The 23,852-nt window shown below is 70.6% G+C and carries 21 protein-coding genes and 1 pseudogene; 8 read left to right on the top strand and 14 right to left on the bottom strand.

What is annotated here, in order from left to right:
* Positions 1-438: 438 nt before the first annotated feature.
* The 5 genes and pseudogenes from tyrS to QJS31_RS29305 form a co-directional block, all read right to left on the bottom strand.
* Positions 439-1,719 carry a tyrosine--tRNA ligase gene (tyrS, locus tag QJS31_RS29285; RefSeq protein WP_282785562.1) on the bottom strand — a complete coding sequence of 427 codons (1,281 nt, stop codon included), beginning with the start codon at positions 1,717-1,719 and terminating at the stop codon, positions 439-441.
* A gap of 518 nt (positions 1,720-2,237) precedes the next feature.
* A pseudogene (locus QJS31_RS29290) lies at positions 2,238-2,690 on the bottom strand (Clp protease N-terminal domain-containing protein); the annotation flags it as partial.
* Positions 2,691-2,777: 87 nt separating this feature from the next.
* Positions 2,778-3,401, bottom strand: coding sequence for a DNA-3-methyladenine glycosylase (locus tag QJS31_RS29295; protein WP_372341832.1), 624 nt, complete (start codon positions 3,399-3,401; stop codon positions 2,778-2,780).
* Positions 3,402-3,446: 45 nt separating this feature from the next.
* Positions 3,447-4,346 (bottom strand): RNA polymerase sigma-70 factor, encoded by a 900-nt coding sequence (locus tag QJS31_RS29300; protein WP_306358232.1) that lies wholly within the window; start codon positions 4,344-4,346, stop codon positions 3,447-3,449.
* 11 nt (positions 4,347-4,357) lie between these two features.
* The gene (locus QJS31_RS29305) at positions 4,358-5,527 is read right to left on the bottom strand and encodes an NAD(P)/FAD-dependent oxidoreductase (RefSeq protein ID WP_306358233.1); all 1,170 of its coding nucleotides are present in this window, start codon (positions 5,525-5,527) and stop codon (positions 4,358-4,360) included.
* Positions 5,528-5,760: 233 nt separating this feature from the next.
* Between QJS31_RS29305 and QJS31_RS29310 the strand changes: the two genes are divergently transcribed.
* Positions 5,761-6,480: a DsbA family oxidoreductase gene (locus tag QJS31_RS29310; RefSeq protein ID WP_282785558.1), complete on the top strand. Its 720-nt coding sequence runs from the start codon at positions 5,761-5,763 to the stop codon at positions 6,478-6,480.
* Positions 6,481-6,671: 191 nt separating this feature from the next.
* Here QJS31_RS29310 and QJS31_RS29315 read toward each other — a convergent pair whose 3' ends face one another.
* Positions 6,672-7,838, bottom strand: coding sequence for a low temperature requirement protein A (locus tag QJS31_RS29315; RefSeq protein WP_306358234.1), 1,167 nt, complete (start codon positions 7,836-7,838; stop codon positions 6,672-6,674).
* 136 nt (positions 7,839-7,974) lie between these two features.
* Here QJS31_RS29315 and QJS31_RS29320 point away from each other — a divergent pair, with 136 nt between their 5' ends.
* On the top strand, positions 7,975-9,498 hold the full coding sequence (locus QJS31_RS29320; RefSeq protein ID WP_306358235.1) for a multicopper oxidase family protein: 1,524 nt from the start codon (positions 7,975-7,977) through the stop codon (positions 9,496-9,498).
* 33 nt (positions 9,499-9,531) lie between these two features.
* On the opposite strand, the gene QJS31_RS29325 is transcribed toward QJS31_RS29320, so the two are convergent.
* The 5 genes from QJS31_RS29325 to QJS31_RS29345 all read right to left on the bottom strand — a co-directional run bounded on the left by QJS31_RS29325 (position 9,532) and on the right by QJS31_RS29345 (position 13,452).
* Entirely contained in the window at positions 9,532-10,236 is a 705-nt protein-coding gene (locus tag QJS31_RS29325) for a flavodoxin family protein (protein WP_282785861.1), read from the bottom strand.
* Between the two features lie 6 nt (positions 10,237-10,242).
* Positions 10,243-10,668, bottom strand: a complete 426-nt coding sequence (locus QJS31_RS29330; RefSeq protein WP_306358236.1) for a hypothetical protein — start codon at positions 10,666-10,668, stop codon at positions 10,243-10,245.
* Complete coding sequence (locus tag QJS31_RS29335) at positions 10,665-12,014, bottom strand: molybdopterin-dependent oxidoreductase (protein WP_306358237.1); 1,350 nt, start codon at positions 12,012-12,014, stop codon at positions 10,665-10,667. The genes QJS31_RS29330 and QJS31_RS29335 overlap by 4 nt, the downstream gene beginning before the upstream one ends.
* Positions 12,011-12,709 (bottom strand): DUF2064 domain-containing protein, encoded by a 699-nt coding sequence (locus QJS31_RS29340; protein ID WP_306358238.1) that lies wholly within the window; start codon positions 12,707-12,709, stop codon positions 12,011-12,013. The genes QJS31_RS29335 and QJS31_RS29340 overlap by 4 nt, the downstream gene beginning before the upstream one ends.
* A 77-nt stretch (positions 12,710-12,786) precedes the next feature.
* Positions 12,787-13,452 carry a glycosyltransferase family 2 protein gene (locus QJS31_RS29345; RefSeq protein ID WP_306358239.1) on the bottom strand — a complete coding sequence of 222 codons (666 nt, stop codon included), beginning with the start codon at positions 13,450-13,452 and terminating at the stop codon, positions 12,787-12,789.
* A gap of 124 nt (positions 13,453-13,576) precedes the next feature.
* Here QJS31_RS29345 and QJS31_RS29350 point away from each other — a divergent pair, with 124 nt between their 5' ends.
* Genes QJS31_RS29350 through QJS31_RS29360 form a run of 3 tightly spaced genes read left to right on the top strand, consistent with a single transcriptional unit; the run spans position 13,577 to position 16,957 of the window.
* The gene (locus QJS31_RS29350) at positions 13,577-15,232 is read left to right on the top strand and encodes a hypothetical protein (protein ID WP_306358240.1); all 1,656 of its coding nucleotides are present in this window, start codon (positions 13,577-13,579) and stop codon (positions 15,230-15,232) included.
* A 5-nt stretch (positions 15,233-15,237) separates the two neighbouring features.
* Positions 15,238-15,936 (top strand): response regulator transcription factor, encoded by a 699-nt coding sequence (locus tag QJS31_RS29355; protein WP_282784542.1) that lies wholly within the window; start codon positions 15,238-15,240, stop codon positions 15,934-15,936.
* Entirely contained in the window at positions 15,926-16,957 is a 1,032-nt protein-coding gene (locus QJS31_RS29360; protein ID WP_306358241.1) for a sensor histidine kinase KdpD, read from the top strand. The genes QJS31_RS29355 and QJS31_RS29360 overlap by 11 nt, the downstream gene beginning before the upstream one ends.
* Positions 16,958-17,295: 338 nt before the next feature.
* Here the strand turns inward: QJS31_RS29360 and QJS31_RS29365 are convergent, their stop codons facing one another.
* Complete coding sequence (locus QJS31_RS29365; RefSeq protein WP_306358242.1) at positions 17,296-18,351, bottom strand: NAD(P)-dependent oxidoreductase; 1,056 nt, start codon at positions 18,349-18,351, stop codon at positions 17,296-17,298.
* A 706-nt stretch (positions 18,352-19,057) separates the two neighbouring features.
* Between QJS31_RS29365 and QJS31_RS29370 the strand changes: the two genes are divergently transcribed.
* Genes QJS31_RS29370 through QJS31_RS29380 form a run of 3 tightly spaced genes read left to right on the top strand, consistent with a single transcriptional unit; the run spans position 19,058 to position 21,161 of the window.
* Positions 19,058-19,789, top strand: coding sequence for an ABC transporter ATP-binding protein (locus tag QJS31_RS29370; RefSeq protein ID WP_282784548.1), 732 nt, complete (start codon positions 19,058-19,060; stop codon positions 19,787-19,789).
* Positions 19,786-20,562 (top strand): ABC transporter permease, encoded by a 777-nt coding sequence (locus QJS31_RS29375; RefSeq protein ID WP_282784550.1) that lies wholly within the window; start codon positions 19,786-19,788, stop codon positions 20,560-20,562. The genes QJS31_RS29370 and QJS31_RS29375 overlap by 4 nt, the downstream gene beginning before the upstream one ends.
* On the top strand, positions 20,559-21,161 hold the full coding sequence (locus QJS31_RS29380) for a TetR family transcriptional regulator (protein WP_282784551.1): 603 nt from the start codon (positions 20,559-20,561) through the stop codon (positions 21,159-21,161). The genes QJS31_RS29375 and QJS31_RS29380 overlap by 4 nt, the downstream gene beginning before the upstream one ends.
* 107 nt (positions 21,162-21,268) lie before the next feature.
* On the opposite strand, the gene QJS31_RS29385 is transcribed toward QJS31_RS29380, so the two are convergent.
* Both QJS31_RS29385 and QJS31_RS29390 read right to left on the bottom strand, forming a co-directional pair.
* Positions 21,269-21,493: a Trm112 family protein gene (locus tag QJS31_RS29385; protein ID WP_228812302.1), complete on the bottom strand. Its 225-nt coding sequence runs from the start codon at positions 21,491-21,493 to the stop codon at positions 21,269-21,271.
* Positions 21,494-21,503: 10 nt separating this feature from the next.
* Positions 21,504-23,732, bottom strand: a complete 2,229-nt coding sequence (locus tag QJS31_RS29390) for a hypothetical protein (protein WP_282784555.1) — start codon at positions 23,730-23,732, stop codon at positions 21,504-21,506.
* Positions 23,733-23,852 lie beyond the last annotated feature (120 nt).

Here is a 23,852-nt window from a genome sequence, read left to right on the forward strand (position 1 = left end):
AATATTTGGCACTGACATTCATCGACACACTATTGAGTTCTCAAAGAACACACGCACACACCATCGAACCGATCTGATCGATTGTCCAGCGAGGCAACTTTTCCAGCCTAACGGTCCGACTCCTCGGAGTCAAGTTCTCGTTTCGAACTGGGTGTTCACGTCAGGCGCTCCTCGTCCAACCTCGTTCTCCGATCCCGTAATCCCTGCTCTGAGCTGGGGTTTCGGTCCCGGTCGGTGTCCGTGTCGCTCTGACCTGGAATAAGTTACGTGGCGGGAAACGGAACGTCAAATCCCCTGGTCACGAACGTGTTTACGCAGGTCGCAGGGCCTCGAAACGACAAGATCGCCGGGTGGGACCACGACTTTGTGACCCAGCTCTCGGCGATCTCTTCCGCGCATAACGGAGAAGGGGGCGGGACCGCGTCCCACCCCCTTCGTTCAGCCCGCTCGACGGACTCCCGCGAAGTTCTTCTTGCCGCGCCGGAGCACCAGCCAGCGTCCATGCAGATAGTCGCCCGCCGCCGGCGTCCACTCCAGATCGGCGACGCGCTCGTTGTTCACCGACGCTCCGCCCTCGTTGACCGCGCGCCGCGCCGCGCCGCGGCTCTCGCACAGGCCGGAGGCGACCAGCAGGTCCACGATGGTGGCGGTGCCGTCTGTCTCGGCGACCTTGCCCTCGACCGCTGCCTCGGTCAGCGCCGCGGCCAGCGTGGACTCGTCGAGTTCACGCAGTTCGCCGCGACCGAACAGGGCCTGGCTGGCGAGCTGGACGGCGCGCGTGTGCTCCGCGCCGTGCACCAGCGTGGTCATCTCCGCGGCCAGGCGACGCTGCGCCTCGCGGGCGTGCGGGCGCTCGACCGTGGCCTGCTCCAGCTCGTCCAACTCCTCCTTGGTGAGAAAGGTGAACCAGCGCAGGTAGCGCACCACATCGGCGTCGGCGGTGTTGACGAAGTACTGGTACCAGGCGTACGGGCTGGTCATCTCCGGATCCAGCCACAGGCTGCCACCGCCGGTCGACTTGCCGAACTTCTTGCCGTCGGCCGAGGTGACCAGCGGGGTGGTCAGGGCATGGACGGATTCGCTGTCCACGCGGCGGTTGAGCTCCACGCCCGCGATGATGTTGCCCCACTGATCGGAGCCGCCGACCTGCAGGCGGCAGCCGTAGTTGCGGCGCAGCTGCACGAAGTCGTTGGCCTGCAGCAGCATGTAGCTGAACTCGGTGTAGGACATGCCGTCGGATTCGAGCCGCCGCTTGACGGTATCGCGGGCGAGCATGACGTTGATCGAGAAGTGCTTGCCGATATCGCGCAGGAAGGCGACGGCGCTCAGCGGGCCGGTCCAGTCCATGTTGTTGGCGATTATGGCACCGGTGGGCGAATCGTCGAGATCGACGAAGCGCTCCAGCTGGGAGCGGATGCGGCCGGCCCACTCGGCCACGGTGTCGGTCGAGTTCATGGTGCGCTCGCCGACATCGCGGGGGTCGCCGATCAGCCCGGTGGCACCGCCCGCCAGCACGATCGGGCGGTGCCCGGCCTGCTGGAAGCGCTTCAGGGTCAGCAGCGGGACCAGGTGCCCGGCGTGCAGGGAGGCCGCGGTCGGGTCGAATCCGGCATAGAGGGTCAGCGGGCCCTTCGCCAGGTCCGCACGCAGGGCGTCCAGGTCGGTGGACTGTGCGATCAGTCCGCGCCAGGTCAGTTCATCGATGATGTCGCCGCTCACGCCACCCCATCTTTCCGCACGGATACCGGAGACCTGCGCAGAGGTCTGCCATTCCGGAATCGGCCCCGGGCGTGCGCATGCCGGTCGGGGTCCGCCGCCGAGTGTGCGCGACGGCGGCGGGGACGGCCAGCGAGTTTCCGGGGCGTACCCGTCAGGAGACGGAATCGATGTCGCGAGACATGTGCGGCGGCACGGCGACGACAGCGGGGCCGAGGTGTCGGCGGAGCAGCTGTGGGAGCTGTTCACGCGGGTGTATGTCGAGGTGCCGCCGGGACCGGACGCGGAAGTGCTGTCGGAAGCCCGCCAGCACATCGATCGCGGCACCGCGTCGGTGACGGTCATCTACCGGGAGTACCGGTGTGCGGTGGGTGGTGCGGATGGCCCCGGCTCGGGAAGCGGCCGCCTCAGGCTCCGGCATCACCGGATGAGGTGTCGCCGAGTCGCCGCTCCAAATCGGCGACGCGGCTCTCCAGTGCCGTGATCCGCTGTCGCAGTTCCCGTTCGGCGGGCGGCGGCAGCTCGCGGGGGGCGGGTCCGGCACCGCCGAAGTGCGCGAGTACCGCCTTGCGCACCCGGTCGGCGTCGGCGCCCACCGCGACGAGGATCTGCGCGGCGACGCCCTCCCCCTCCCGGACGAGGGCGAGCAGCAGATGTTCGGGGGCGATGGTGCTGTGGCGCAGCAGCAATGCCTCACGCAGCGACAGCTCCAGCACCTTCTTGGCGCGCGGCGTGAAGGGAATGTGGCCGCTGGGCTCGTCCTCGGAGGTGCCGATCAAGGTCGCGACGCGTTCGCGCAGGGCGGGAAGTTCGACGCCGAGGTCGGCGAGCAGCGCTGCGGTGGTCCCGTCCGGCTCGGCCGTCAAACCGAGCAGGATGTGCTCGGTGCCGATGTAGTTGTGCCCGAGCAGCCGGGCTTCCTCCTGGGACAGCACGATGACGCGGCGGGTGTTGTCACTGAATCGTTCGAACATGGAACCGCCTGTGGGGTGTGGGTTCGATTCCACGGTAGTCCGTACGTCACCGTATCGGGGGCGAAACCTCTCGGGTTCGGCGCGCGATCAGGCCGGGCGGTCGAGTCGCGGAGCGCGCGGGCTGCGCCGGTAGGCCGAGACCGCCGGGGAGTCGCGCAGCCACAGCCGCCACGGCTGATCGGCGGCGACACTGACGCCGACCCGCGGGCCGACGCCGATGACGGAGGGGTCGGTAAGTTCCGGGCCGAGTTCGAGACGGATCGACGACGCGGGATCGAAGAGCGGAGTTCCGTAGTCGGCCAAGGCGATTCCGAGCGCGCTGCCGAGGTTGCCGGGACCGCGCGCCAGGGCGGCGTCGGTGCGGGCGGCGGGGCGGCGGGCCCGCGCCTGCTCGTGTCCGGCGGTGATCTCACCGGCGCGCAGCAGGACGGCGCTGGCCGTGCCGTCCGGACCGGTGGTGACGTTCACGCAGGTGTGCATGCCGTAGCTGAGATAGACATACAGCATTCCGGCCGGTCCGAACATGATGGTGTTGCGCGGGGTGGGCCCGGGATACGAATGTGCGGCCGGGTCGGGCCACGGTCCGGACGGGTCGCTGCCGTAGGCCTCGACCTCGACCAGGCGCAGGGCCACCGGACCGGACCACAGCGTCGCACCGAGCAGTCGCCGGGCGGCGGACAGGGGTTCCACGGCGAGTTCTGCGGCGCTCACGGGCATCCATTCTTCCCGATGCGTGATCGCGCCGGGTCGCCGCCGCTAGCGAACCCCGCCGGCCGGACGGAGACCAGCGAGTTTGTCGGGGTTGACCTGGAAGCGCAGGTGCAGGATGTGCCCGTCGAGGATGTCGAAGGTGATGACGCCCACCGGATGGTCACCGAGCCTGCCGACAATGCTCAGTTCACCGTTGACGACCAGGGTTTCGAGGGTGATGCCGGTGAGTACGGGTTTGGCCAGGACGCCCAGTAGCCAGCGGGCGACGTGGTCGGGTCCGTGCAGCGGCCGGCGCGCGGCGGTGACCTTGCCGCCGCCGTCGTTCCACAGGGTGACCTCCGGGGCCAGCAGTTCCATGAGCGCATTGACGTCGCCGCCGCGGCAGGCCGCCAGGAAGCGGTCGGTGACCCGGGAGCGCGCCGCGGTATCGGTGTCGAAGCGGGAGCGGCGGGATCGAACGTGCCCGCGCGCCCGGTGCCCGATCTGGCGGACAGTGGCCTCCGGCCGATCCAGGAATCCGGCGATCTCGCCGTGCGAGTAGCCGAACACCTCGCGCAGCACGAAGACCGCGCGCTCGACCGGGCTGAGCGTCTCCAGGACCACCAGCATGGCCGTCGATACGCTGTCGGCCGTCTCGGTCTCCTCGGCGGCCGAATCCGGGCCGGTGAGCAGGGGTTCGGGCAGCCACGGGCCGATATAGGTCTCGCGGGTGGCGCGAGCGGAGGTGAGCCGGTTCAGCGACAGGTTGGTGACGGCCCGCACCAGGTAGGACTTCGGATGTTCGACCGAATCTCGATCCACCGCATGCCATTTCAGCCAGGCGTCCTGCAGGATGTCCTCGGCGTCGGCGACGCTGCCGAGCATCCGGTAGGCGGTGCCGAACAGCAAACGGCGGTGCTCGACGAAGGGGTCGGCGGCCGCCGTGTCGGGTGTCTCGTCCCACATGGTCCACATCCTCACCCGGCGCGCACGCCTCGGGACAGTTTCACCGCGACCGGCAGGCGCTTGCTCATCGTGATGAGTGGAATCGGGCTGCTGCTCACGCTGTCCTTGTAGAACACCGCCGCCCGGCCGCGCAGGTACCAGCGTCCGGGGGTGTCGTCGGCCCGGACGAACTGGATGACCGCGTCCTCGCGGCCCAGGCTGAGCGGCTGGTGGAAGTAGCCGAACCGGAAGTGCCGCAGCGGCTTCGCCCGCAGCAGCCGCGTGATGGCATCGGCGGTGTAGGCGGCGGTGGGCATACCGCTCTGGCAGGTGCCGTGCAGTATGCCCCAGGGCATGCGGACCGCGGCCGCGTCACCGACGGCGTGGATCTCCGGATGGGAGACCGAGCGCAGGGTGGCGTCGGTGACGATGCGCCCGCGGGCGTCGGTCTCGACGCCCGCGCGGGCGGCCAGCGGCGGAACCCGGACACCGGTGGTCCACAGGGTGAGGTCGGAGCCGAGGTGTTCGCCGGTGTCCAGGCATACCGCCTCGGGCAGCACCTTGGTGGCCCGCACGCCCACCCGGCGGACGATGCCGAGCCGGTCCATGGCGCGCTCGAGGTGGGCCCGTGCCCGCTCCCCCATCATCGATCCGGGTCGGCCGTCGGTCACCAGGGTGACGGTGAGCCCGGGGTGGCTTTCCGCGATCTCGGTGGCCGCCTCGATTCCGGTGAGCCCGCCGCCGCAGACGGTCACGGTGCCACCGGTCGCGGCCACCTCCGCGAGGCGCCGGGAGAACCGGTGCGCCCGACGGGGATCGTCGAGGGTCCACGCGTGTTCGTCGGCGCCCGGCACCAGCGCGGTGTCGGTGCTGCTGCCCAGGGCGTAGACGAGGGTGTCATAGCCGAGGGTGGTGCCGTCGTCGAGGGCGACCGTCCGCGCGGTCGGATCGATGGCGGTCGCGGCGGCCTGCCGGAACACCACGCCGGAGCCGTCGAGCACCGTGGGAATCGAGTGGTGCGCCAATTCCTGGCCGGCGGCGACCTGGTGCATGCGCAGGCGCTCGGTGAAGCGCGCCGACGGGTTGACGAGCGTGATTCGCATCGGCAGCCGTCGTGTGCGCCGCGCCAGCCGGGCGGCGGTGAGCATGCCGGTGTAGCCCGCTCCCAGAATGACGACCTCGTGGATCTCGTCGTGGTTCATATCTGCCTCACACGTACTCGTTCTTCGCTGTCGACCATGGGACAGGGCAGCCGCCGAGAACGTGACAGTCCGATGCTGTGTTCCACATCACTTCAACGGCGAGGCCGGGCGCGGGTGCCGGAGTGATGCGGACCATGGAACATTCGCGCTGGTCACCCGGTTGCACCAGAGCGGTGCCGCGGCACTCGCGGGCGGTGATCGGCGTCCGCGCCGAATCGTTGGAATGAGGTGTGATGGCCGTACAGGTCGAGGTCTGGACCGATATCAACTGCCCGTTCTGCTATCTGGGCAAGCGGCGGTTCGAGGAGGCACTGCACGACTTCCCGCATCGCGACCAGGTACGGGTGGTGCACCGGTCCTTCGAACTGGACCCCACCCTGGACAGCGGGCACAGCGATGCGGTGATTCCGTATATCGCGAAGAAGTACGGAATCAGCGAGGCACAGGCCGCGGCCAATGAGCGCGGCATCGGAACGCAGGCCGAGGCGGTGGGGTTGACCTATCGGACCGAGGGGCGCGATTTCGGCAACAGCTTCGATATGCACCGGCTGCTGCACTTCGCGCTGGCGCAGGGACGGCAGGAAGCCCTGCTGGACGCGCTCTACGAGGCCAATTTCGCGGATGCGCGGCCGCTGTTCGGCGATACCGAGCGCCTGGTGTCGGTGGCGGTGGGCGCGGGTTTCGACGAGGACCGGGTGCGCGCGGTACTCGCCGACCCGGACGCGTACGCCGAGGCGGTGCGCGCCGATGAGGCCGAGGCGGCCCGGCTGGGTGCGCGCGGCGTGCCGTTCTTCGTCTTCGACCGCACCTACGGCGTATCGGGCGCCCAGCCGCCCGAGGTGTTCACACAGGCGCTGGAGCGGGCGTGGAGCGAGCGCCAGCCACAACTGGAGGTTCTGGACGGCGCGGATGCCTGCGGTCCCGACGGATGCGCTGTGCCGCAGCGGGATTGAACCGTAGAAGCGGGTGATCCGAAGTGGGGGCGCGGCCGGCCGCCCCGCATCGGCGACCGACCGCGCGTGCCGCGACGCCCTGCGCGCGGTGGCGTGCGGCGGGACGAGATGCCCGGTGACCCGACACCCCGAAGGTCGTACCGGGCCGACCATAACCCACCCCGACGCCGGTTAGAAGCTGAAGCGTTTCACTACTTTTGGGGGCTGGACGGCAGGTAGCGACTGTGCTCACCGCCGCGCACGCCGACGATGTCGTCGGCGATGACGAAACCGTAGGCGACCAGGATCAGCACGGCGAGCTGCCCCCACGCCACCCAGACCACCCCAATGCCCGCGGTCGCCACCGTGGCCAACGCCGCCAGCAGTCGCCACCACGGCCGCGGCAGTCCGAGCACCAGTCGAAACGCCCACTGCCCCACGAAGAACAGCGCCACCCCGCCCGACAGCGCCAGCGCCGCCGCGGCGGGCAGCCGCTCATTGCCTTCGGCGATGCTCAATTGCAGTCCGGCGGCGGTCATCACGATGCCGATCACGAGCGGAGTCAGCGCGTAACCGTAGGCCAGCACCGCGATCCGGGGCCGTTCGGCCGCGGGCAGGGCGCCCAGCACCTGTTCTCCGCGCTCGTCGTCGAACCCGAAGAAGGCCCACCACAGCACGTACGCGAGAGTCAGTGCGAGCGCGACCATTCCGGCCAGTCCGAAGGTCAGGTCCAGCCCGGCCAGGCCCGAACCCACCGCGAGGATGGACTCACCGATGGCGATGATCACCACCAGTCCGTGTCGCTCGCAGAAGTGGCTGGCCCGGATGACGAATCCACTCGTATCGATGAGGTACGGCGTGACGATCTGCACCACCACCGCCAGCGCCCACAGCGCGTAACGCGGCCAGCCGTGCGTCAGCCCGCCCGCCAGCACGAGTCCGGCCGACAGGCCGTTGAACACGGCCAACCGCACCACCGCCGGGGTGACCGACGCGCCCCCGTTCGAATAGAACAGCCCCGTGTGCACCGTATTGACGAGCAGATAGCCCAGACCGAAGGCCAGTCCGGAGCCGTGGAACGCGTCGGGGACGGCGAGAGCGATGACGAGGAAGCCGAACATGCCCACCATGAGCCAGGTGCGCCGCACCGAGGTGCTCGGCGCGACCTCGTTGGTGAGCCACACGTACCCGGAGTACATCCACCAGATGACGCCGAACATCAGGGCCACCTGGCCGAATTCCACCCAGCCCGGGTGGTGGGTGTAGACGTGCGAGAGCTGGATGATGGTGAAGACGAAGACCAGGTCGAAGAACAGCTCCAGGGTGGAGACGCGTAGCTGTCCGCCGTCGGCGGCCTCGGTGGGATGCGCACTGCTCACCCGGCGAGAGTAGAGCCATCCGCATGCTGACGCCCGGTGACCCGCGGGCGCGGCGCGTGATTTCAGGGTGTGGTCGGGGGCGATCTCCGGGCCTTGCCGGATGTGGCGTCGACCTGCTGTTTTCTAGCGTCGAGGGATGTCTTCGGTACGCAGGCCGCGCATGCGGCGGATACTCGTCGGCGGTGCGGCGGTTCTCGTGGTCATCATGCTGGCGCTCGCGGGCGGGTTCGCCCGCGTGTATATGACGGCGGACATCTCCACCGTCGGCACGGTGGATTTCGACCGCGAGTTGGCGATACCGCCGCTCGCGCCGTCCCGGGTGGAGGCCGACGGCACGCGCGTATTCGAGCTCGAGATGCGCTCGGGGCAGCGGGAATTCGAACCGGGCGTGGTCACGCCGACCTGGGGTTTCAATGGCGATCACCTCGGTCCGACGCTGCGGGCGCGCCGTGGCGAACAGGTGCGGGTGACCGTGCGCAACGCGCTGCCGGAGGCGTCGTCGGTGCATTGGCACGGCATGCATCTGCCGGCGGAGATGGACGGCGGGCCGCATCAGCCGGTGGCGGCCGGGGCCACCTGGACACCACACTGGCTGGTCGATCAGCCCGCGGCGACGCTCTGGTACCACCCGCATCCGCACGGGGAGACCGAATCCCATGTGCGGCGCGGGCTGGCGGGCATGTTCCTGCTCGCCGACGACGCCGCCGACGGGTTGGCGTTGCCGCACGAATACGGGGTGAACGATCTGCCGATCATCTTGCAGGACGTGCGTTTTCGTGGTGGCGAGCTGAGTGGAACACACGAGATGTTCCGGGATATCGGATTTCTCGGGGACCGGATCATGGTCAACGGCACGCTGTCGCCGTATCGGGAGGTGGATGACGAGCTGATCCGGTTGCGCCTGCTCAATGCCTCCACGGCGCGCATCTACAACTTCGGTTTCGCCGACGACCGGCGGTTCGCGCTGGTCGGCACCGACGGCGGACTTCTGGAACGGCCGGTCGAATTGGACCGCGTCCAGCTGTCGCCGGCTGAGCGGGCCGAGATCGTGGTGCGGATGCGGCCTGGGGAGAGAGTGGTGCTGCGGGGCTATCCGCTCGACGCCGGGTTGGACTTCTTCGGTCGCCGCTTCGCGGGCGGTGACGACCGTTTCGACATCCTCCAATTGCGGGCCGCCGAAACCCTGCGCCCCGCACCCGGGTTGCCTGCCGCACTGGTGCCCGCGGCCACACCCGACGGCTCGAATGCCGTGCGGGAGCGCACGTTCGATATCCGCTTCGCGCAGATCAACGGTCGGCCCATGGATATGAACCGCATCGACGAGACCGTGACCCGAGGCACCACCGAGATCTGGGCGGTGCGCAATGCCGACGGCATGCCGCACAACTTTCATGTGCACGATGTGCAGTTCCGGGTGCTGACGGTGGACGGTTCACCACCGCCCGCAGCCCTGCGCGGGCCGAAGGACACGGTGTACATCGCGCCGGGTGCGACCGTACGCCTCGCCCTGCGCTTCAACGGGCCCGCCGATCCGGATACGCCCTACATGTACCACTGCCATCTGCTCTGGCACGAGGATCTGGGCATGATGGGGCAGTTCGTGGTGGTCGAACCGGGCGGGTCCGCCGCGACGCCGCCACCCCGTCACGGCGGCCACTGACGGAAGCGGTGACCGCTCAGCGATATGCGGGGATCAGCGGTACTCGGGATTCTCGAAGTCGAAGCGGCAGCCCGCATCCCATTCGCTGCGCTGGTTGCCGTGCGCCGGGAAACCGCCCGCGTCCACCAGAATCCGGGCCAGGTGCATGAGATTCCAGGTCATGAAGGTGGTGTTGCGGTTGGTGAAGTCGTTGTCCGGGCCGCCGGACCCCGGGTCCAGGTAGGACGGTCCGGGTCCGGCTTCGCCGATCCAGCCCGCGTCGGCCTGCGGCGGGATGCTGTAGCCGATGTGCTGGAGGCTGTAGAGCACGTTCATGGCGCAATGCTTGATGCCGTCCTCGTTGCCGGTGATGAGGCAGCCGCCCACCCGCCCGTAGTAGGCGTACTGTCCGGCGTCATTGAGCACGCTGGAGTTGGCGTAGAGCCGCTCGATCACCTGCTTCATGACGGAACTGTTGTCGCCCAACCAGATCGGCCCCGCGAGCACCAGAATATGAGCGTCCATGACCTGCCGTTGCAGGTCGGGCCAGGCGTCGGTCGCCCAGCCGTGCTCGGTCATATCCGGCCAGACGCCGGTGGCGATATCGTGGTCGACGGCGCGGATGTGGGAGACGCTGACCCCGTTCTTCGCCATGATGTGCGCCGACAGGTCGATGAGCCCCTGCGTATTGCTGCGTTCCGGGGAGCGTTTCAGCGTGCAGTTGATGAACAGGGCGCGCAGGTCGCTGAAATCGGGCATGTACGACTACCTTTCGGGAGTGCCGCGATGGGTGTGGCCGCGGTGGGCGATGACCGTGGCCAGGGCGACCAGGGTCCAGACCGTGACGAGGGCGAGGGTCAGCCCGAGCAGATAGGGCCGGTCGCGAATGGTGGGATTGTCGGCGTTGGCGCCGCCGGGTGCGAGGACCGGCACGGCGATGAGCAGCAGGGAGACGGTGGCGACCGCGCCGCACGCGGCCGGAGCCCAGACGCGCGGCGGCAGCACCCGGCGGGCCGTGGTGCCGATCGCCGCGCACAGTGGCGCGAAGACCGCGTCGTGGACGAGAATGCCGCCCGCGAACCAGAATACGATCGAGATGAGGTCGGTGCGGCTCATCGCCAGCAGGTCGGTGACACCCAGGGCCGCCAGCCACAGGCCGAGCAGCACGAGCACGACGCGGATCGCGGTCACGGCAGCACCTCGATGCGGGACAGCCATTTGGTCTGGAGGACGCCGGGGCGGTTGGGGGCGATGAGGCGGCACGGGTAGCCGTGGTCGAGATTCAGGTCGGCGTCGCCGATGCGGAGGGCGACGAGGGTGTCGGCGGCGACGGCGTGCGGGCGCGGCAGCACCGACACACGGTAGATGCCGCTGTCCTCCAGCGAGGTGAATCGCACACTGCCGCCGCGGTATTCGCCGACGGTCGCGAGCAGGTCGCGCAGGCGCACTCCGGACCAGCGGGCGGTGGCGCTCCACCCCTCCACACACGTGATCGGCAGCTCGGCCGTGTGCTGCGGCAAGGCCGCCAGTTCGGCCCGGGTGAAGGCGCGACGGCGGTCGCCGACCGCGACGGTGAGGCTGTAATCGGCCGCGGTGGCGCGCTGCTCCACTCCCGCCTCCAGGGCGGTCCGGTTGATCGGAACACCTTGGGGACCTTCGCCGCTGCGCGGTGCGAGGACGGCGAGGCGGCGCAGGTACGGGACCGTCTGGCCCGCCGTCGACAGGCCCGCCGCCAGTGCGGCGACGGCGGCGGTACCCAGCAGTGCCCGCCGTGAGATGCCCTGGCCCGCAGCCGCTTTGTCGTCGGCCGGGCGGCGCAGGGCGGTGCGGATCACCGGCAGCTTCACCGCCAGGTGTACGGCGAGCGCACCCACGGCGACGTAGGCCATGGCGTAGTGCGTGGTGGTGAAGAAGAACCGCCACGGGTAGTTCTGCGCGGTATTGAACAGCCCGGTGACGAGCTGGAAGATCACCGAACCCACCAGCACCGCGATCGACCCGCGTTCCAGGGCGCGCACCGGGTCGCCGAGCAGGGGGCGGGCGAACAGGCGCGGGTACACCGACCAGAGCTTGACCAGCAGCAGCGGAAGGGCGACGACACCGGATATCACGTGAGCGCCCTGGGTGACCCGGTACAGCCAGACCGGATACGCGGGCCAGGTGAACCAGTGCGGCGGATGCTGGATCCAGTGGCTCAGCAGGCCGGTGGCGAAGCAGACGAGTATCGCCGCGCCCAAGGCGATTCCGACCCGCGCGGCCACCTCCGGCCCGCGCGCGGGCGACACCCGGCGCGCGATGGCGGCGGGCAGCAGCGACCCCGGCACTCCCGTGACCGGACTCGCCTCCGCCGAAGCGGCGGGCGCGCTGTCACCGTCATCCGCACCGGCAGCCGATGCCGCAGCACGCGCGGCGTCGCCAGCCGGGTCGGGCGGGCCGCCGGTCGGGCCGTGCGCGTCGCGGCTCTCGGCGGGATCGCCGCTCGGGCCGGGTGGATCGAGGCCGGGTGCCGGGTCGTCGGGTGGTTCCGGGGTGTTCATGGGACGAGTTCCGGGTGGGCCGTGCGGTGGTGGCGCATGGCCGTGGCGAAGCGGCCGTGTGCTTCGGCGGCGACCTGGAGGGCGTCGGCGTAGGTGTCGACGTCATTGAGAACGGGGAGGTCCTGGATGCGGTATCGGCTGCGGTGCAGCATGTCTCGGGTCAGTTCGCCGGTGCGGGCGGTGGACATGGGCACCTCGGCGAGGGCGGGGGCGGCCCACGGGTCGGTCCAGCCCAGCGCCCACCAGCCGCCGTCGGTGGCGGGCCCGAAGACCGCGTCGGCGGGGCCGGAGAGCCGGGCCGCCGCGCCGGTCAGCAGTTCCGGGGTGACCTGCGGGGTGTCCATGCCGATCTGCACGATGGGCAGGCCGAAGCGGGCGGCATCGGCGTGCGCGTGGGCCAGGCGTTCGGCGAAGCCGTCGCCGCGCTGCGGCACCACGGTGAAATCGGCGAGGGCGCGGGCGATGTCGGCGGCCGACTCGGCGGCCGACAGATCTCCCGTCCAGGCGACCACCCGGTGCCGGACGGGTGCGGCGCGCATGGCGTCGAGGGTGTCCAGCAGGGCGGCGGCGGCCAGGCGCGCGCCGTCACGCGGCGTGAGAGGCGGGGTGAGGCGGGTTTTGGCGAAGCCCGCGATGGGTGCCTTCGCCACCACGAGCAGGGTGGCGGCCAGTCGTCCGGCGGTCGGAGCGGTCATCGAATCCTCCTGCGGCCGTTCGATGCGGGCACCGCGCCGCGGGGCACGTGGCGGAATGTGTGACGGTGCGGGTGGTGTCATCGGACGCTCCAGAAATCGCGGATGGCGCGCAGGGTCCCGCGCACCGAGCCGGAGACCTTCGAGACGCCGTGGGTGCGAGGGCGGTAGGTGATATCGCGTTCGATGAGCGACCAGCCCGCTCCGGCCGCGGCCACCAGTAGTGCCAGCGGGTAGCCGGAGCGCGGGTGCAGCGGGCCGAGGGCGAGCAGGCGCTCGCGGCGGGCGACGCGCATGGCCGCCACATCGTGGACGGGCAGGCCGTAGCGGCGGCGCAGGCGGGCGGCCACCAGCACATTGCCCAGGCGGGCGTGCCAGGGCCAGGCGCCGCGCGCGGCGGGGCGGCGGCGGCCGACGACCATATCGACCTCGGGCGCCAAGTCGGCCACCAGCGTGGACAACTCGCGTGGGTCCATGGAACCGTCGCCGTCGAGAACGGCCACGATATCGGTGCGGGCGGACAGCACCCCGGCGTGCACGGCGCTGCCGTAGCCCGGGACGGATTCGGTGACGACGGTGGCCCCGGCGGTGCGGGCGACGGCGGCGGTGTCGTCGGTGGAACCGTTGTCCACCACGATCACCCGATAGCCCGCCGGGATTGCCGAAAGTACGCCGGGTAGCGCACCGGCTTCATCGCGACACGGAATCACCACCGTGACGCAGGATTCCTCGTTCGATTCGGTCACGCCTAGACCGTAGGCCCGCACGCGCCGGATGAACCCCAACACACCGATGACGAAAGTATGACGAGACCTGTGCGAACGCCCAGATCAACCGGTTCGGGGGCGACTCGCGGCCTAGGGTGGACGCGTGCGGAACACTCCCGTCATCACCCCGGACCGGCAGCCGACGCGCCGGGCCGATCTCGGCTGGGCCGTGGGCGCGGCGCTGTTGGTCGCCGTCGCCGTGGCCATTCCGCGAATAATGGGCAAACCATGGCGGGATCGGCTGTACGCCGGGGCCGCACCGCTGTTCGGCGAATGGCTGCCGCATATCGGCTGGGGCACCGGTCCGGCCGTCGCCATCGCGGCGCTGGTGATCATGTACGGCCCGGGCCTCGCCGCCCGCCTGTCCTGGCGGCGGCTGCTGGCCGCCACCTGGCTGACCGCGATCGCGTGGGCGTGCGCACTCGCCCTGGTGGACGGCTGGCGGCGCGGCTGGACCGAACGCCTCACCAGCCGCGACGAGTATCTGCACGAGGTCGGCGGGGTCACCGATATCGCGGTCATGCTGCGCGGCTTCTCCGCGCGCATCCTGGATTTCCAGCCCGACTCCTGGACCACGCACGTCTCCGGCCATCCGCCGGGGGCGCTGCTCGTCTTCGTCCTGCTGGACCGGATCGGACTGGGCGGCGGCGGATGGGCCGGACTGCTGTGCGTGCTGGCCGGTTGTGGTGCGGCCGTGGCCATTCTGGTCACGCTGCGGGCGCTGGGCGCGGCGGAACGCGCCCGCGCGGCGGCGCCCTTCCTGGCGCTCGCCCCGGCCGCCGTCTGGATCGCGGTATCCGCGGACGCGTTGTTCGCGGGGGTGACCGCGTGGGCGGTGGCACTGCTCGCGGTCGCGACCCGGCACGGTGAGCGGTGGGTATCGGCCGCGCTGGGCTCCGGACTGCTGTTCGGCTTCGGGCTCTACCTCAGCTACGGCCTGGTGCTCATGGCGGTGCCCGCGCTGGCGGTGCTCGCCGCCCGCGGGCTGCGGCCCGCACTCCCGGTGGTGGTCGGCATGCTGCTCGTGGTGGGCGCGTTCACGGCGGCCGGGTTCTGGTGGTTCGACGGTTATCACCTGGTGGTGGAACGGTACTACCAGGGCATCGCCAGCGAGCGGCCGTTCTCGTACTGGGTCTGGGGCAATCTCGCGGCCACGGTGTGCGCGGTCGGGCTGGCTTCGGTGGCAGCCCTGCACCGGGTGGCCCGAGAACTCCGTCCGTCCACGCTGTGGCGAACGCCGGAAGCCACTTCGAAACAGGCTGACAGCGAGGAGATGTCCCCGCTGGGGCCGCACCGGCACGACGATCGGGGTCCCGCTACCGTTCCCGGGCCGGAAGCGGCAGGCGAAGCGAACGCCGCGACACCGCGGTCGAACAGCGCGGTGTCGCGGTCGAGCGCATCGACGGTGGGTCTCCGCCAGGCGGAATCGGCCGCGGCCGGGCTGTCGGCGGCGAAGCGTGGCGGCTCCGCTGCCCGCGGGCGGTCGGCGGGCGTACTCGGCGGTGCGCGGTCGGCGCCGCGGCGGTGGCGGGCGGTGGTCGATCCGGCGGCGCTCATGGCGGCGGCGGGGTTGGCGGCGCTGCTGCTGGCCGATCTCAGTGGGCTGAGCAAGGCCGAGACGGAACGGATCTGGCTGCCGTTCGGGCTGTGGGTGATCGCGGGCACCGCGCTGCTGCCGCGGCGGGATATGCGGGGGTGGCTGGCCGTGCAGGCGGTCGGGGCACTGCTCGTCAACCATCTGGTACTCACGAATTGGTGACTGTCATGCGCATTCTGGTGGCCGATGACGATCCCGTGGTGCGGGAGGTGGTGCGGCGCTATCTGGAACGGGACGGGCTCGAGGTCGTGGAGACGGCCGACGGGCCGCAGACCGCGGCGGTATTGGCGCGCAATGACATCGACCTCGCCATTCTCGATGTGATGATGCCGCCGCCGGACGGGATCGACCTGGTGCGCATGGTGCGCGGCGGGCCGCATCCGGATACGCCGATCATACTGCTCACCGCGCTCGGCGAGGAGGACGACCGGGTGCTCGGATTGCAGTCCGGGGCAGACGATTACGTGACCAAGCCGTTCAGCCCCCGCGAACTCGCGCTGCGGGTGGCCTCGGTGCTGCGGCGCACCCGGCCCACGACGAGCGCCGGGCAGGTGCTGCGCAGCGGGGATGTCGAACTGCGGCCCGCGGCCCGCGCCGTGCAGGTGGCCGGGATGCCGGTGGAGTTGACCGCACGCGAATTCGATCTGCTCACCTTCCTGCTGACCCATCCGCACCGGGTGTTCAGCCGCGACGAACTGCTCGCGGAGGTGTGGGGGTGGACCTTCGGCGACCTGTCCACGGTGACCGTGCACATCAAGCGGCTGCGCGCCAAGCTCGGTGCGGCGCATCGCATCGACACCGTATGGGGGCGCGGATACGCTTGGGGCCGTACCGATTCCGGTGAGGATGTGCCCGGTGCCGACTGACACCCCCGGCCTCATCGGCTACGCGCTCGCCGGATCGCTGCCGGTGGTGGTGGTCGGCGCGCTGCTGCTGCGCTACACCCGCAATCGCGCCATGACCACGAGTATGGCCGTGCTGGTGCTGATTCCGACGCTGGCGACGCTCAGCGGCGTGGTCGCGGTCAGCGGGCTCATGTTCGACGACGCGCTGGCCCGTACCACCACCGTCCTGGGCGTGGTCACGGCGGTGACGGTGCCCGCGGCCATTCTGCTGGGGCGGGCGCAGGCGCGGGCCACGGTGTGGGAGAAGCAGATGCGCGAGCGGGAGCGGGCCGCGGAGCAGTCGCGGCGGGAGCTGATCGCGTGGGTGAGCCATGATCTGCGCACCCCGCTGGCGGGGATCCGGGCCATGGGTGAAGCGCTCGCCGACGGAGTGGTCGACGAGGGTGACGAGGTGCGCACGTACGCCGAACGCATTGTGCGTGAGACCAATCGGCTCTCCGCCATGGTCGACGACCTGTTCGAGATGTCGAAGATCAACGCCGGGGCGCTGCGGCTGTCCCTGGAGCCGGTGGACCTGCGCGAGTTGATCGACGAGGTGCTGGCCGCCAACCAGCCGACCGCCCGGCGCGCCGGAATCGCCCTCACCGCACGGCAACCCGAGCACCGCATCGCGGTGGCGGGCAGCGACCGCGCCCTCACCCGGGTGCTCACCAACCTGGTCGCCAATGCCATCGCCCACACGCCACCCGGCGGCCGGATCGAGATCGCGGCGGGCATCGCCGACGGCCACGCCTGGACCCGCGTGGACGACACCGGCCCCGGCATCTCCCCCGTCGACCTGCCCCGCATCTTCGAGGTCGCCTACCGCGGCACCTCCGCCCGCTCCCCCGGCGCGGCCGAACTGGGCAGCAGCAGCGGCATGGGCCTGGCCATCGCCGCCGGGCTCGTGGCGGCCCACCACGGCGAGATCCACGCCGAGAACCGCGACCGGGGAGCCCGATTCGAGATCCGCCTGCCACTGCTCGGTAATGGTGAACGGTAGAGCGACGCGTCCTGGGCCACCGCGATGGCCGTCCGCAACGACCGAGCTTGCATCACATACGGTGCTGGCACCGCGGAGAGGTCGGCCCAGTGCGGCGGGCGGGCGCACCGCACCGCTCCCGCCCGCCTGCGGTTCGCGACACCGGCCGATATAGGCCGAGCCCTCTCGGAGCGCCGCTCGCGAACCGCGTCCAGTGCGGCCCGCGAGTACCCCGGGGGCGCGGCCGAAACCCGACGGCCAAGGGCGAGCCTCTGAGCGCACGGCTCACAGCTCTGGCCCGCCGCGCACGGCACAGAAGCTGTCCCGTGGCACTCGGCTCCACGAGGTTCGGGGCTCGGTTACCAGGTCGGGGCACCGGAGGCGGGGGCCGGTCGCAGTGGGGCGGAGGCGAATTCGGTGAGGCCGGTGGTGGGAGTGGTGGCGGCGGTGAAGTCGAGGAGGCGGTGCGCGCGGGCGGGGCTGGCGACGATGTGGCGGACGTCGCCGGGGCGGTAGTCGGCGGTGACCACCGGGGGTTTGCCGCCGTGGGCGGTGGCGAGGACGGCGGCCACCTCGCCGATGGTGATCGGGTGGCCGGAGGCGATGTTCAGGGGGACGAAGGCGTCGAGCGGACGTTCGAGGGCGGCCAGATTGGCGGCGGCGATATCACGGACGTGCACGAAATCGCGGGCCTGGCGGCCGTCTTCGAAGACGCGGGGCGCCTCGCCCGCCTCCAGGGCGGAGCGGAAGATGGCCGCCACGCCGGAATACGGTGTATCCCTGGGCATGCCGTCGCCGTAGACATTGTGGTAGCGCAGCGCCGTCACGGTGGCACCGGTGGCGGTGGCCCAGGCGGCGGCATAGTGCTCCTGCGCGAGTTTGCTCGCGGCGTACAGGCTGCGCGGGCGCAGCGGGGCGTCCTCGTCGACCGGAGCCCAGTGCAGCGGTGCGCCATCCGGGCCGAGGTGGTCGAAGCGGCCCCCGTCCAGATCCGCGCGTGTGCGCGGTGCGGGCTCGACCCGTTCACCGTCGCGGTCCACATAGCTGCCCTCGCCGTACACCACCATGGACGAGGCCAGCACGAGGTGGCGGCAGTGCGCCCGGTCCATGGCGGCCAGCAGCACCGCGGTGCCGAGATCGTTGTGACTGGCGTAGGCGGGCGCGTCCTGGGCGCTCACCCCCGCACCGACCACGGCGGCCTGATGACACACCGCGTCCACCCCGCGCAGGCACGCGTCGAGCGCCTCCGGATCGCGCACATCTGCTCGCTCGACACCGCGCGGCGGCACCGCCTCGGCCCCGTGGGCGGCGGGCAGCATCAGGTCGAGCGCGACGACCTCATGCCCGGCATCGGTGAGCGCGCGGTGGATGTGGGAACCGATGAAACCGGCCGCGCCGGTGAGCAATACACGCACAAGTGTCCTCCGTAGCTGTGGCTCGCCAGGACCGGGTACCGGCTGAGCGTGGTCATGGCCTGTCCGGCGACGGCCCGGTGTGGCATGGTTGCGGTCCGCCGGTGCGGCGAGGTGCCGACCGGGCCGGATATCGTCGCCGGTCCGACGCACACACCCGCCCACCCGTCGCCGTCGATCCGACAACCGCTGCGCACCCGCACGCTGCCGGTCGAACATGCACCGCGCGGCGGATCGGACTCGCCGTCCGCCTCCGCACGGGCCAGCCCCGCGACGGCTTCGATACCGCCGGACGCGCCCATCCCGCCGGGCCGCACGCCCGGTTCGGATTTCGACTGTCCGGCGTGCGCCGCGGTACGCGCGTCGCCGATCCGACGTGGGCCGCACATCGCGGGGCGGCCGCCGATCCATGAGACGGGACGGCCGCCGATCCATGAAACTCCGCGCACACGACAGACATATCCGCGATTGTGGTGCCGACGGCCGTCGTTCGCGGCCCGACAGGCCGCCGACACGCGGGCCGTCAGCCTTTCGTCACCATCGCATCCGCACACGCGGTGGCCGCCGCGGGATCGGTCCGATTCGTCGGGGCGAAGCGGGTGGGCTGCGTGCGGGAACCGGATTCGAATCGGGTCTTGTGTCGCGGTCAATCAGGGTGCAGAATTCATCACACAGTGAATTCAACACTCGATGAATTGTAGGTGGTCCCATGACGACACCGAACCCCACGCCCGCCATCGACGCCGACGCCCTGTGCGTCACGCGGGGCGGGCGGCGGGTACTCCACGACATCACGCTGACCGTGCCGCGCGGTCGCATCACCGGCCTGCTCGGACCCTCGGGCTGCGGTAAGACCACGCTCATGCGCGGCATCGTCGGCACCCAGATCATCGAGTCGGGCACGGTGCGGGTGCTGGGCGAGACGGCCGGGTCGCGTGGGCTGCGCTCGCGGGTCGGCTATGTGACGCAGGCTCCGAGCATCTACGACGACCTCACCGTCACCGACAACGTCTCGTATTTCGGTGCGATGTACGGCGCTTCGCGGGACCAGGTGGCCGCGGCCATCGCCGCCGTGGGGATGAGCGACCATGCCGGGCAACGCGGCAATCAGCTGTCCGGCGGGCAGCGCACCCGCACCTCGCTGGCCTGCGCACTGGTGGCCGATCCGGAGGTGCTGATTCTCGACGAACCTACCGTCGGCCTGGATCCCGTACTGCGCGTGGAACTCTGGAAGGAATTCCACGCCCTGGCCGAACAGGGCCGCACACTGCTGGTCTCCAGTCATGTGATGGACGAGGCCGCGCACTGCGATCAACTGCTGCTCATGCGCGAGGGCCACCTGCTGGCCCAGCTCAGTCCCGACGAATTGCGCGCCGATACCGGCGAATCCAGTTTGGAGAACGCGTTTCTCGCCCTCATCGAGATGGGAGGACGGTCGTGACCACCCGCACCGGCCCCCGCCCGCTGGCCTGCTACACGGCCACCACCGCGCGCATCCTGAAGCAGTTGCGCGCCGACCACCGCACCGTGGCCATGCTGCTGCTGGTTCCGGCGCTGCTGCTGACCCTGCTGTACTTCGTGTACCAGGACTCGCCGACGCCGCCGGGCGCGCCGCGGGTGTTCGACCGGGTCGGCATCAGCATGCTGGGCATTCTGCCGTTCATCGTCATGTTCCTGATCACGGCCATCGCCATGCAGCGCGAACGCACCTCGGGCACCCTGGAACGACTCATGACCACACCGCTGGCCAAACTGGATCTGCTGGCCGGGTACGGTTCGGCGTTCTCCCTCGCGGCGGGCGCGCAGGCGGGCGTCGCCTGCCTGGTGTCGTTCTGGCTGCTGGATCTGCGCGCCGCGGGCAGTGTCTGGCTGGTGCTGCTCATCGCGATCGTCGACGCGGTGCTCGGGGTGGCGCTCGGCCTGCTGGCGAGTGCCTTCGCGCGCACCGAATTCCAGGCCGTACAGTTCATGCCCGTGATCGTCGGACCCCAGTTCTTCCTGTGTGGCCTGCTGGTGCCGCGTGAGCAGTTGCCCGACTGGCTGGAGGCGATCAGCGATGTGCTGCCGCTGAGCTACGCGGTATCGGCGCTGCAGGAGGTGTCGAACAATCCCGGGGCCACCGGCGCGATGTGGCGTGACCTGCTCGTCGTGGCGCTGTTCGCCGCCGCCGCACTGGGTCTCGGCGCGGCGACGCTACGCCGTCGTACCGCGTGACGGAGCGCGGCGGACGCGGCGGGCGGCGGCCCGGTCGATCCGGCACCCGGGAGGCGATCCTCGACGCCGCCCGGGTGCGTTTCGCGGAGGTGGGATTCGACCGGGCGTCGATACGGTCCATCGCCGGCGCCGCCGGGGTGGATCCGGCGCTCGTGCACCACTATTTCGGCACCAAACAGCAATTGCTCACGGCCGCACTGGATATCCCCGCCGATCCGAGCATCGTCACGGGGGCCGTCGCCGCCGCGCCGCTGGATCGGTTGGGCGACACCATCGTCCGCACGGTGGTCGGGCTGTGGGATTCGCCCATCGGTGTGCGGGCCGTGGCCGCCTTCCGGAGTGCGCTGGGCGGCGGCGATCCGGCGCTGGTGCGAACCTTCCTGGTCGAGGTGGCGCTGAAAGACGTTCGCGCCCGCGTGGATTCACCCCCGGGCACGGGGACGCGGCGGGTAGTGCTGGCCGCCTCGCAGCTCATCGGTGTGCTGGTGGCGCGCAAGATCCTCGAGGTCGAACCGCTCGCCTCCATGTCCGTGGACGAGCTGGCCGCCGAGGTGGGGCCGACGCTCCAGCGCTACCTGACCGGCGACCTGAAGACCTGACCAGCGCCGGACGGCCGCGTACCGCGATCCCGGGCGGGCAGCGGCCGCGGCCATGCTCGAACTCACGGTGGGGATCCGTGTCCCGCGGCTCCGTGCCTGCGGTCGCCTCAGTCCTGGACGATGAAGGCCGTGTGCTCCTCGTCCGACACCTCGCGCGCCTCGTCGACGAGCAGGACCGGGATGCCGTTGTCGATCGGGTAGGCGCGGCGCAGGCGCGGGTTGTAGAGCAGCGCGGCCCCCTGGTCGTCGTGGACCAGCAGCAGCGGGCCCTTGTCCTGCGGGCAGGCCAGCAGGCTGAGCAGGGTCGAGTCCAAGGTGATGTCCTCCGGCATGACCGATAACCTACCGGGCCGCGGCGGCACGCTCGCCGTCCGGTGCGGGCGGCGACTCCTCCGCACCGTCGGTGCGCCGGGCGCGCAGGTACCACCACTGCGACACCGCCAGGCCGAGTATGCCGGCCGCGCCGGTGGCCAGCCCGATCTTCCAGCCCGGCGGCCGCCAGGTCAGCACCAGCTCGGCGGACTCGGTCCCGGCCGGAATCCGCACGGCCACGAAGGATTTGGCGACGGTCGAGATGGGCACCGGCCGCCCGTCCAGGGTGGCGCGGTAGCCCGGCCAGCCGAGGCGGGCGAACACCACCTGCCCGCCCCGCGCCGAGGACACCCGCACCCGGCTGGTGGTGTCGGTCTCCGATACCGAGGTCGCGGTGGCATCGCGGGTGGCCGCGACGCGGCCGTTCTCGGTCGAGACGAGCCCGGCCACGCGTTCGAGTACCCAGATGTAGCGGTCCCCGGGCAGATCCACCCACCGCCACCCCGGCGGCGCGTCCTGGGCGCGCACGTCGGGGAACAGCGCCCGCTGCACGACCACCCGGTCCAGTTTCATCAGATCCACCAGCGGGCGGCCGGTGGTCGGCTCCGGCGCGAAGAGCCGCCGGTAGGCGTCCGGGCACACACTGGAATCCCACCGCATGCACAGCAGTTCGCCGAAATAGAAGTGGCCGGTCGGGGTGTACCCGTTGACATAGTCCAGTTCGAGCGATTTGGCATAATTGCCGAAGACCAGCGAGCCGTACGCCCCGTCCAGGCTCTTGTCCTCCGGCCGCACGAGTGCGCGATCGGCGAGCTGAATGGTGGTGCCCGGGAAGTCCGGGAAGACCCGCGCCGCATCGGATCGGTTCGTCGGCATGTTGTACGACATGGGCGTCGGCTGCGCGGCACGCACCTGCCAGTAGGCGATCGGGAACATGGCGACCAGGACCGCCGCGCAGGCGGCCGCGCTTCCTCGCGTCCGCGCCAGCCACACCACCACCGCCCCCACCGCCGCGACGACGATCACCGAGACCACGTGCCGGACCACAGTGTGCGGATCGGCCGAGAACGAGCGCACCCACAGCGCCAGGATCAGCACCCCGGCCGCCACGCCGCGCGCCCGCCACCGCACGACCGTCCCGAACCGCCCGAGCAGCACACACACCAGCACCAGCAGTGCGATGGCGATCATGGGCAGCACCCGCGCGGGCCAGCGCAGCGGGCCGATGGTGCCGGGCCCGGCCGCCCACAGCAGCATGACGATCGCGAACAGTCCGACGGAGACGAACTCCCGCCAGTGTTCGCGCGCCGCCCGCCAGTCCACGAACGCCAGCGCCGGAATCAGGAACCAGGCGATATAGGTGACCGGCATGGGTTGCACATATCCCCACCAGGAGGGAAAGGCCGGAAGGGTGGAGGGCAGGCTGGCATTCAGCGATTCCGACCAGGGCACCGTGAGGAACTGGTCGTTCACGATCTGCGCGGATCCCCGCCAGGTCACCTGGGCCGACAGCATGGCCGGCAGGAAGACCATCAGTCCGGCCAGTCCGGCGCACGCGCTCACCGCGGTCAGCCGCGCCACCGGCCGCCAGTCCCGCCGCGACACCAGCTCGCCCACCGCCACCGCGCCCAGCATGAGCGCGGCCTCGATGGCCGGGAAGATGTACTGCGTGGAAATGGTCAGGTAGAGAAAGACGAAGACCGGTATCGGCCCGCCGTATCCACGGCGGCGGGGGCGGGTCCCTCCGTGGTTACGCGGGCTGCCGCCTCCGGGCCCATCGCCCCCGCCGGGCCCGCGCGTGTACCGCACCGCCGACGCCCAGGCGTGCACCAGCCAGGCGGTGCCGGTGAGCGCCGTCATCCAGCTGGCCTCGTCGAAGAACAGGAAGAATCCGGACAGCGGGAAGGCCACGCCCGCCACCGCCGCCCACGCCGGTCGCGCGCCGTAGACCAGGCAGATGCGGTACACGCCCAGCGCCGCGATGATCGAGAAGACCAGTTTGACCAGCGTCGCGTACAGCGCCATATTGTCGAAGGACGGCGCGAGCAGGTCGATGAGCAGCTGCGGCGGATTGAACAGTCCCGCATCGTCCATGGTGTTGTTGCCCGACATCCACTGCTCGGGCCACAGCACCGGGAACTCCCCCGCCCGCAGCGCACGCCCGAGCCCCACCCACAGGCCGGTGTACTGGGATTCGGTGTCATCGGTGTAGAAGTGCCTGGCATTGGCCAGCAGCACCGCCGCGTAGCCCAGCAACACGCCCAGCACGGTGACCGCGCCCCAGCGCAATACCGCTCGGCGGGAATCGGATTCGCCCGCACCGCGGCTCGGTTCGGGCGCGCACCCGTCCGAGGTCACCGTCGAGACCGCACTGCCCGT

Origin of the sequence: Nocardia sp. CC213A (assembly GCF_030766805.1) — a bacterium.
GTDB classification, from domain to species: Bacteria; Actinomycetota; Actinomycetes; order Mycobacteriales; family Mycobacteriaceae; genus Nocardia; species Nocardia otitidiscaviarum.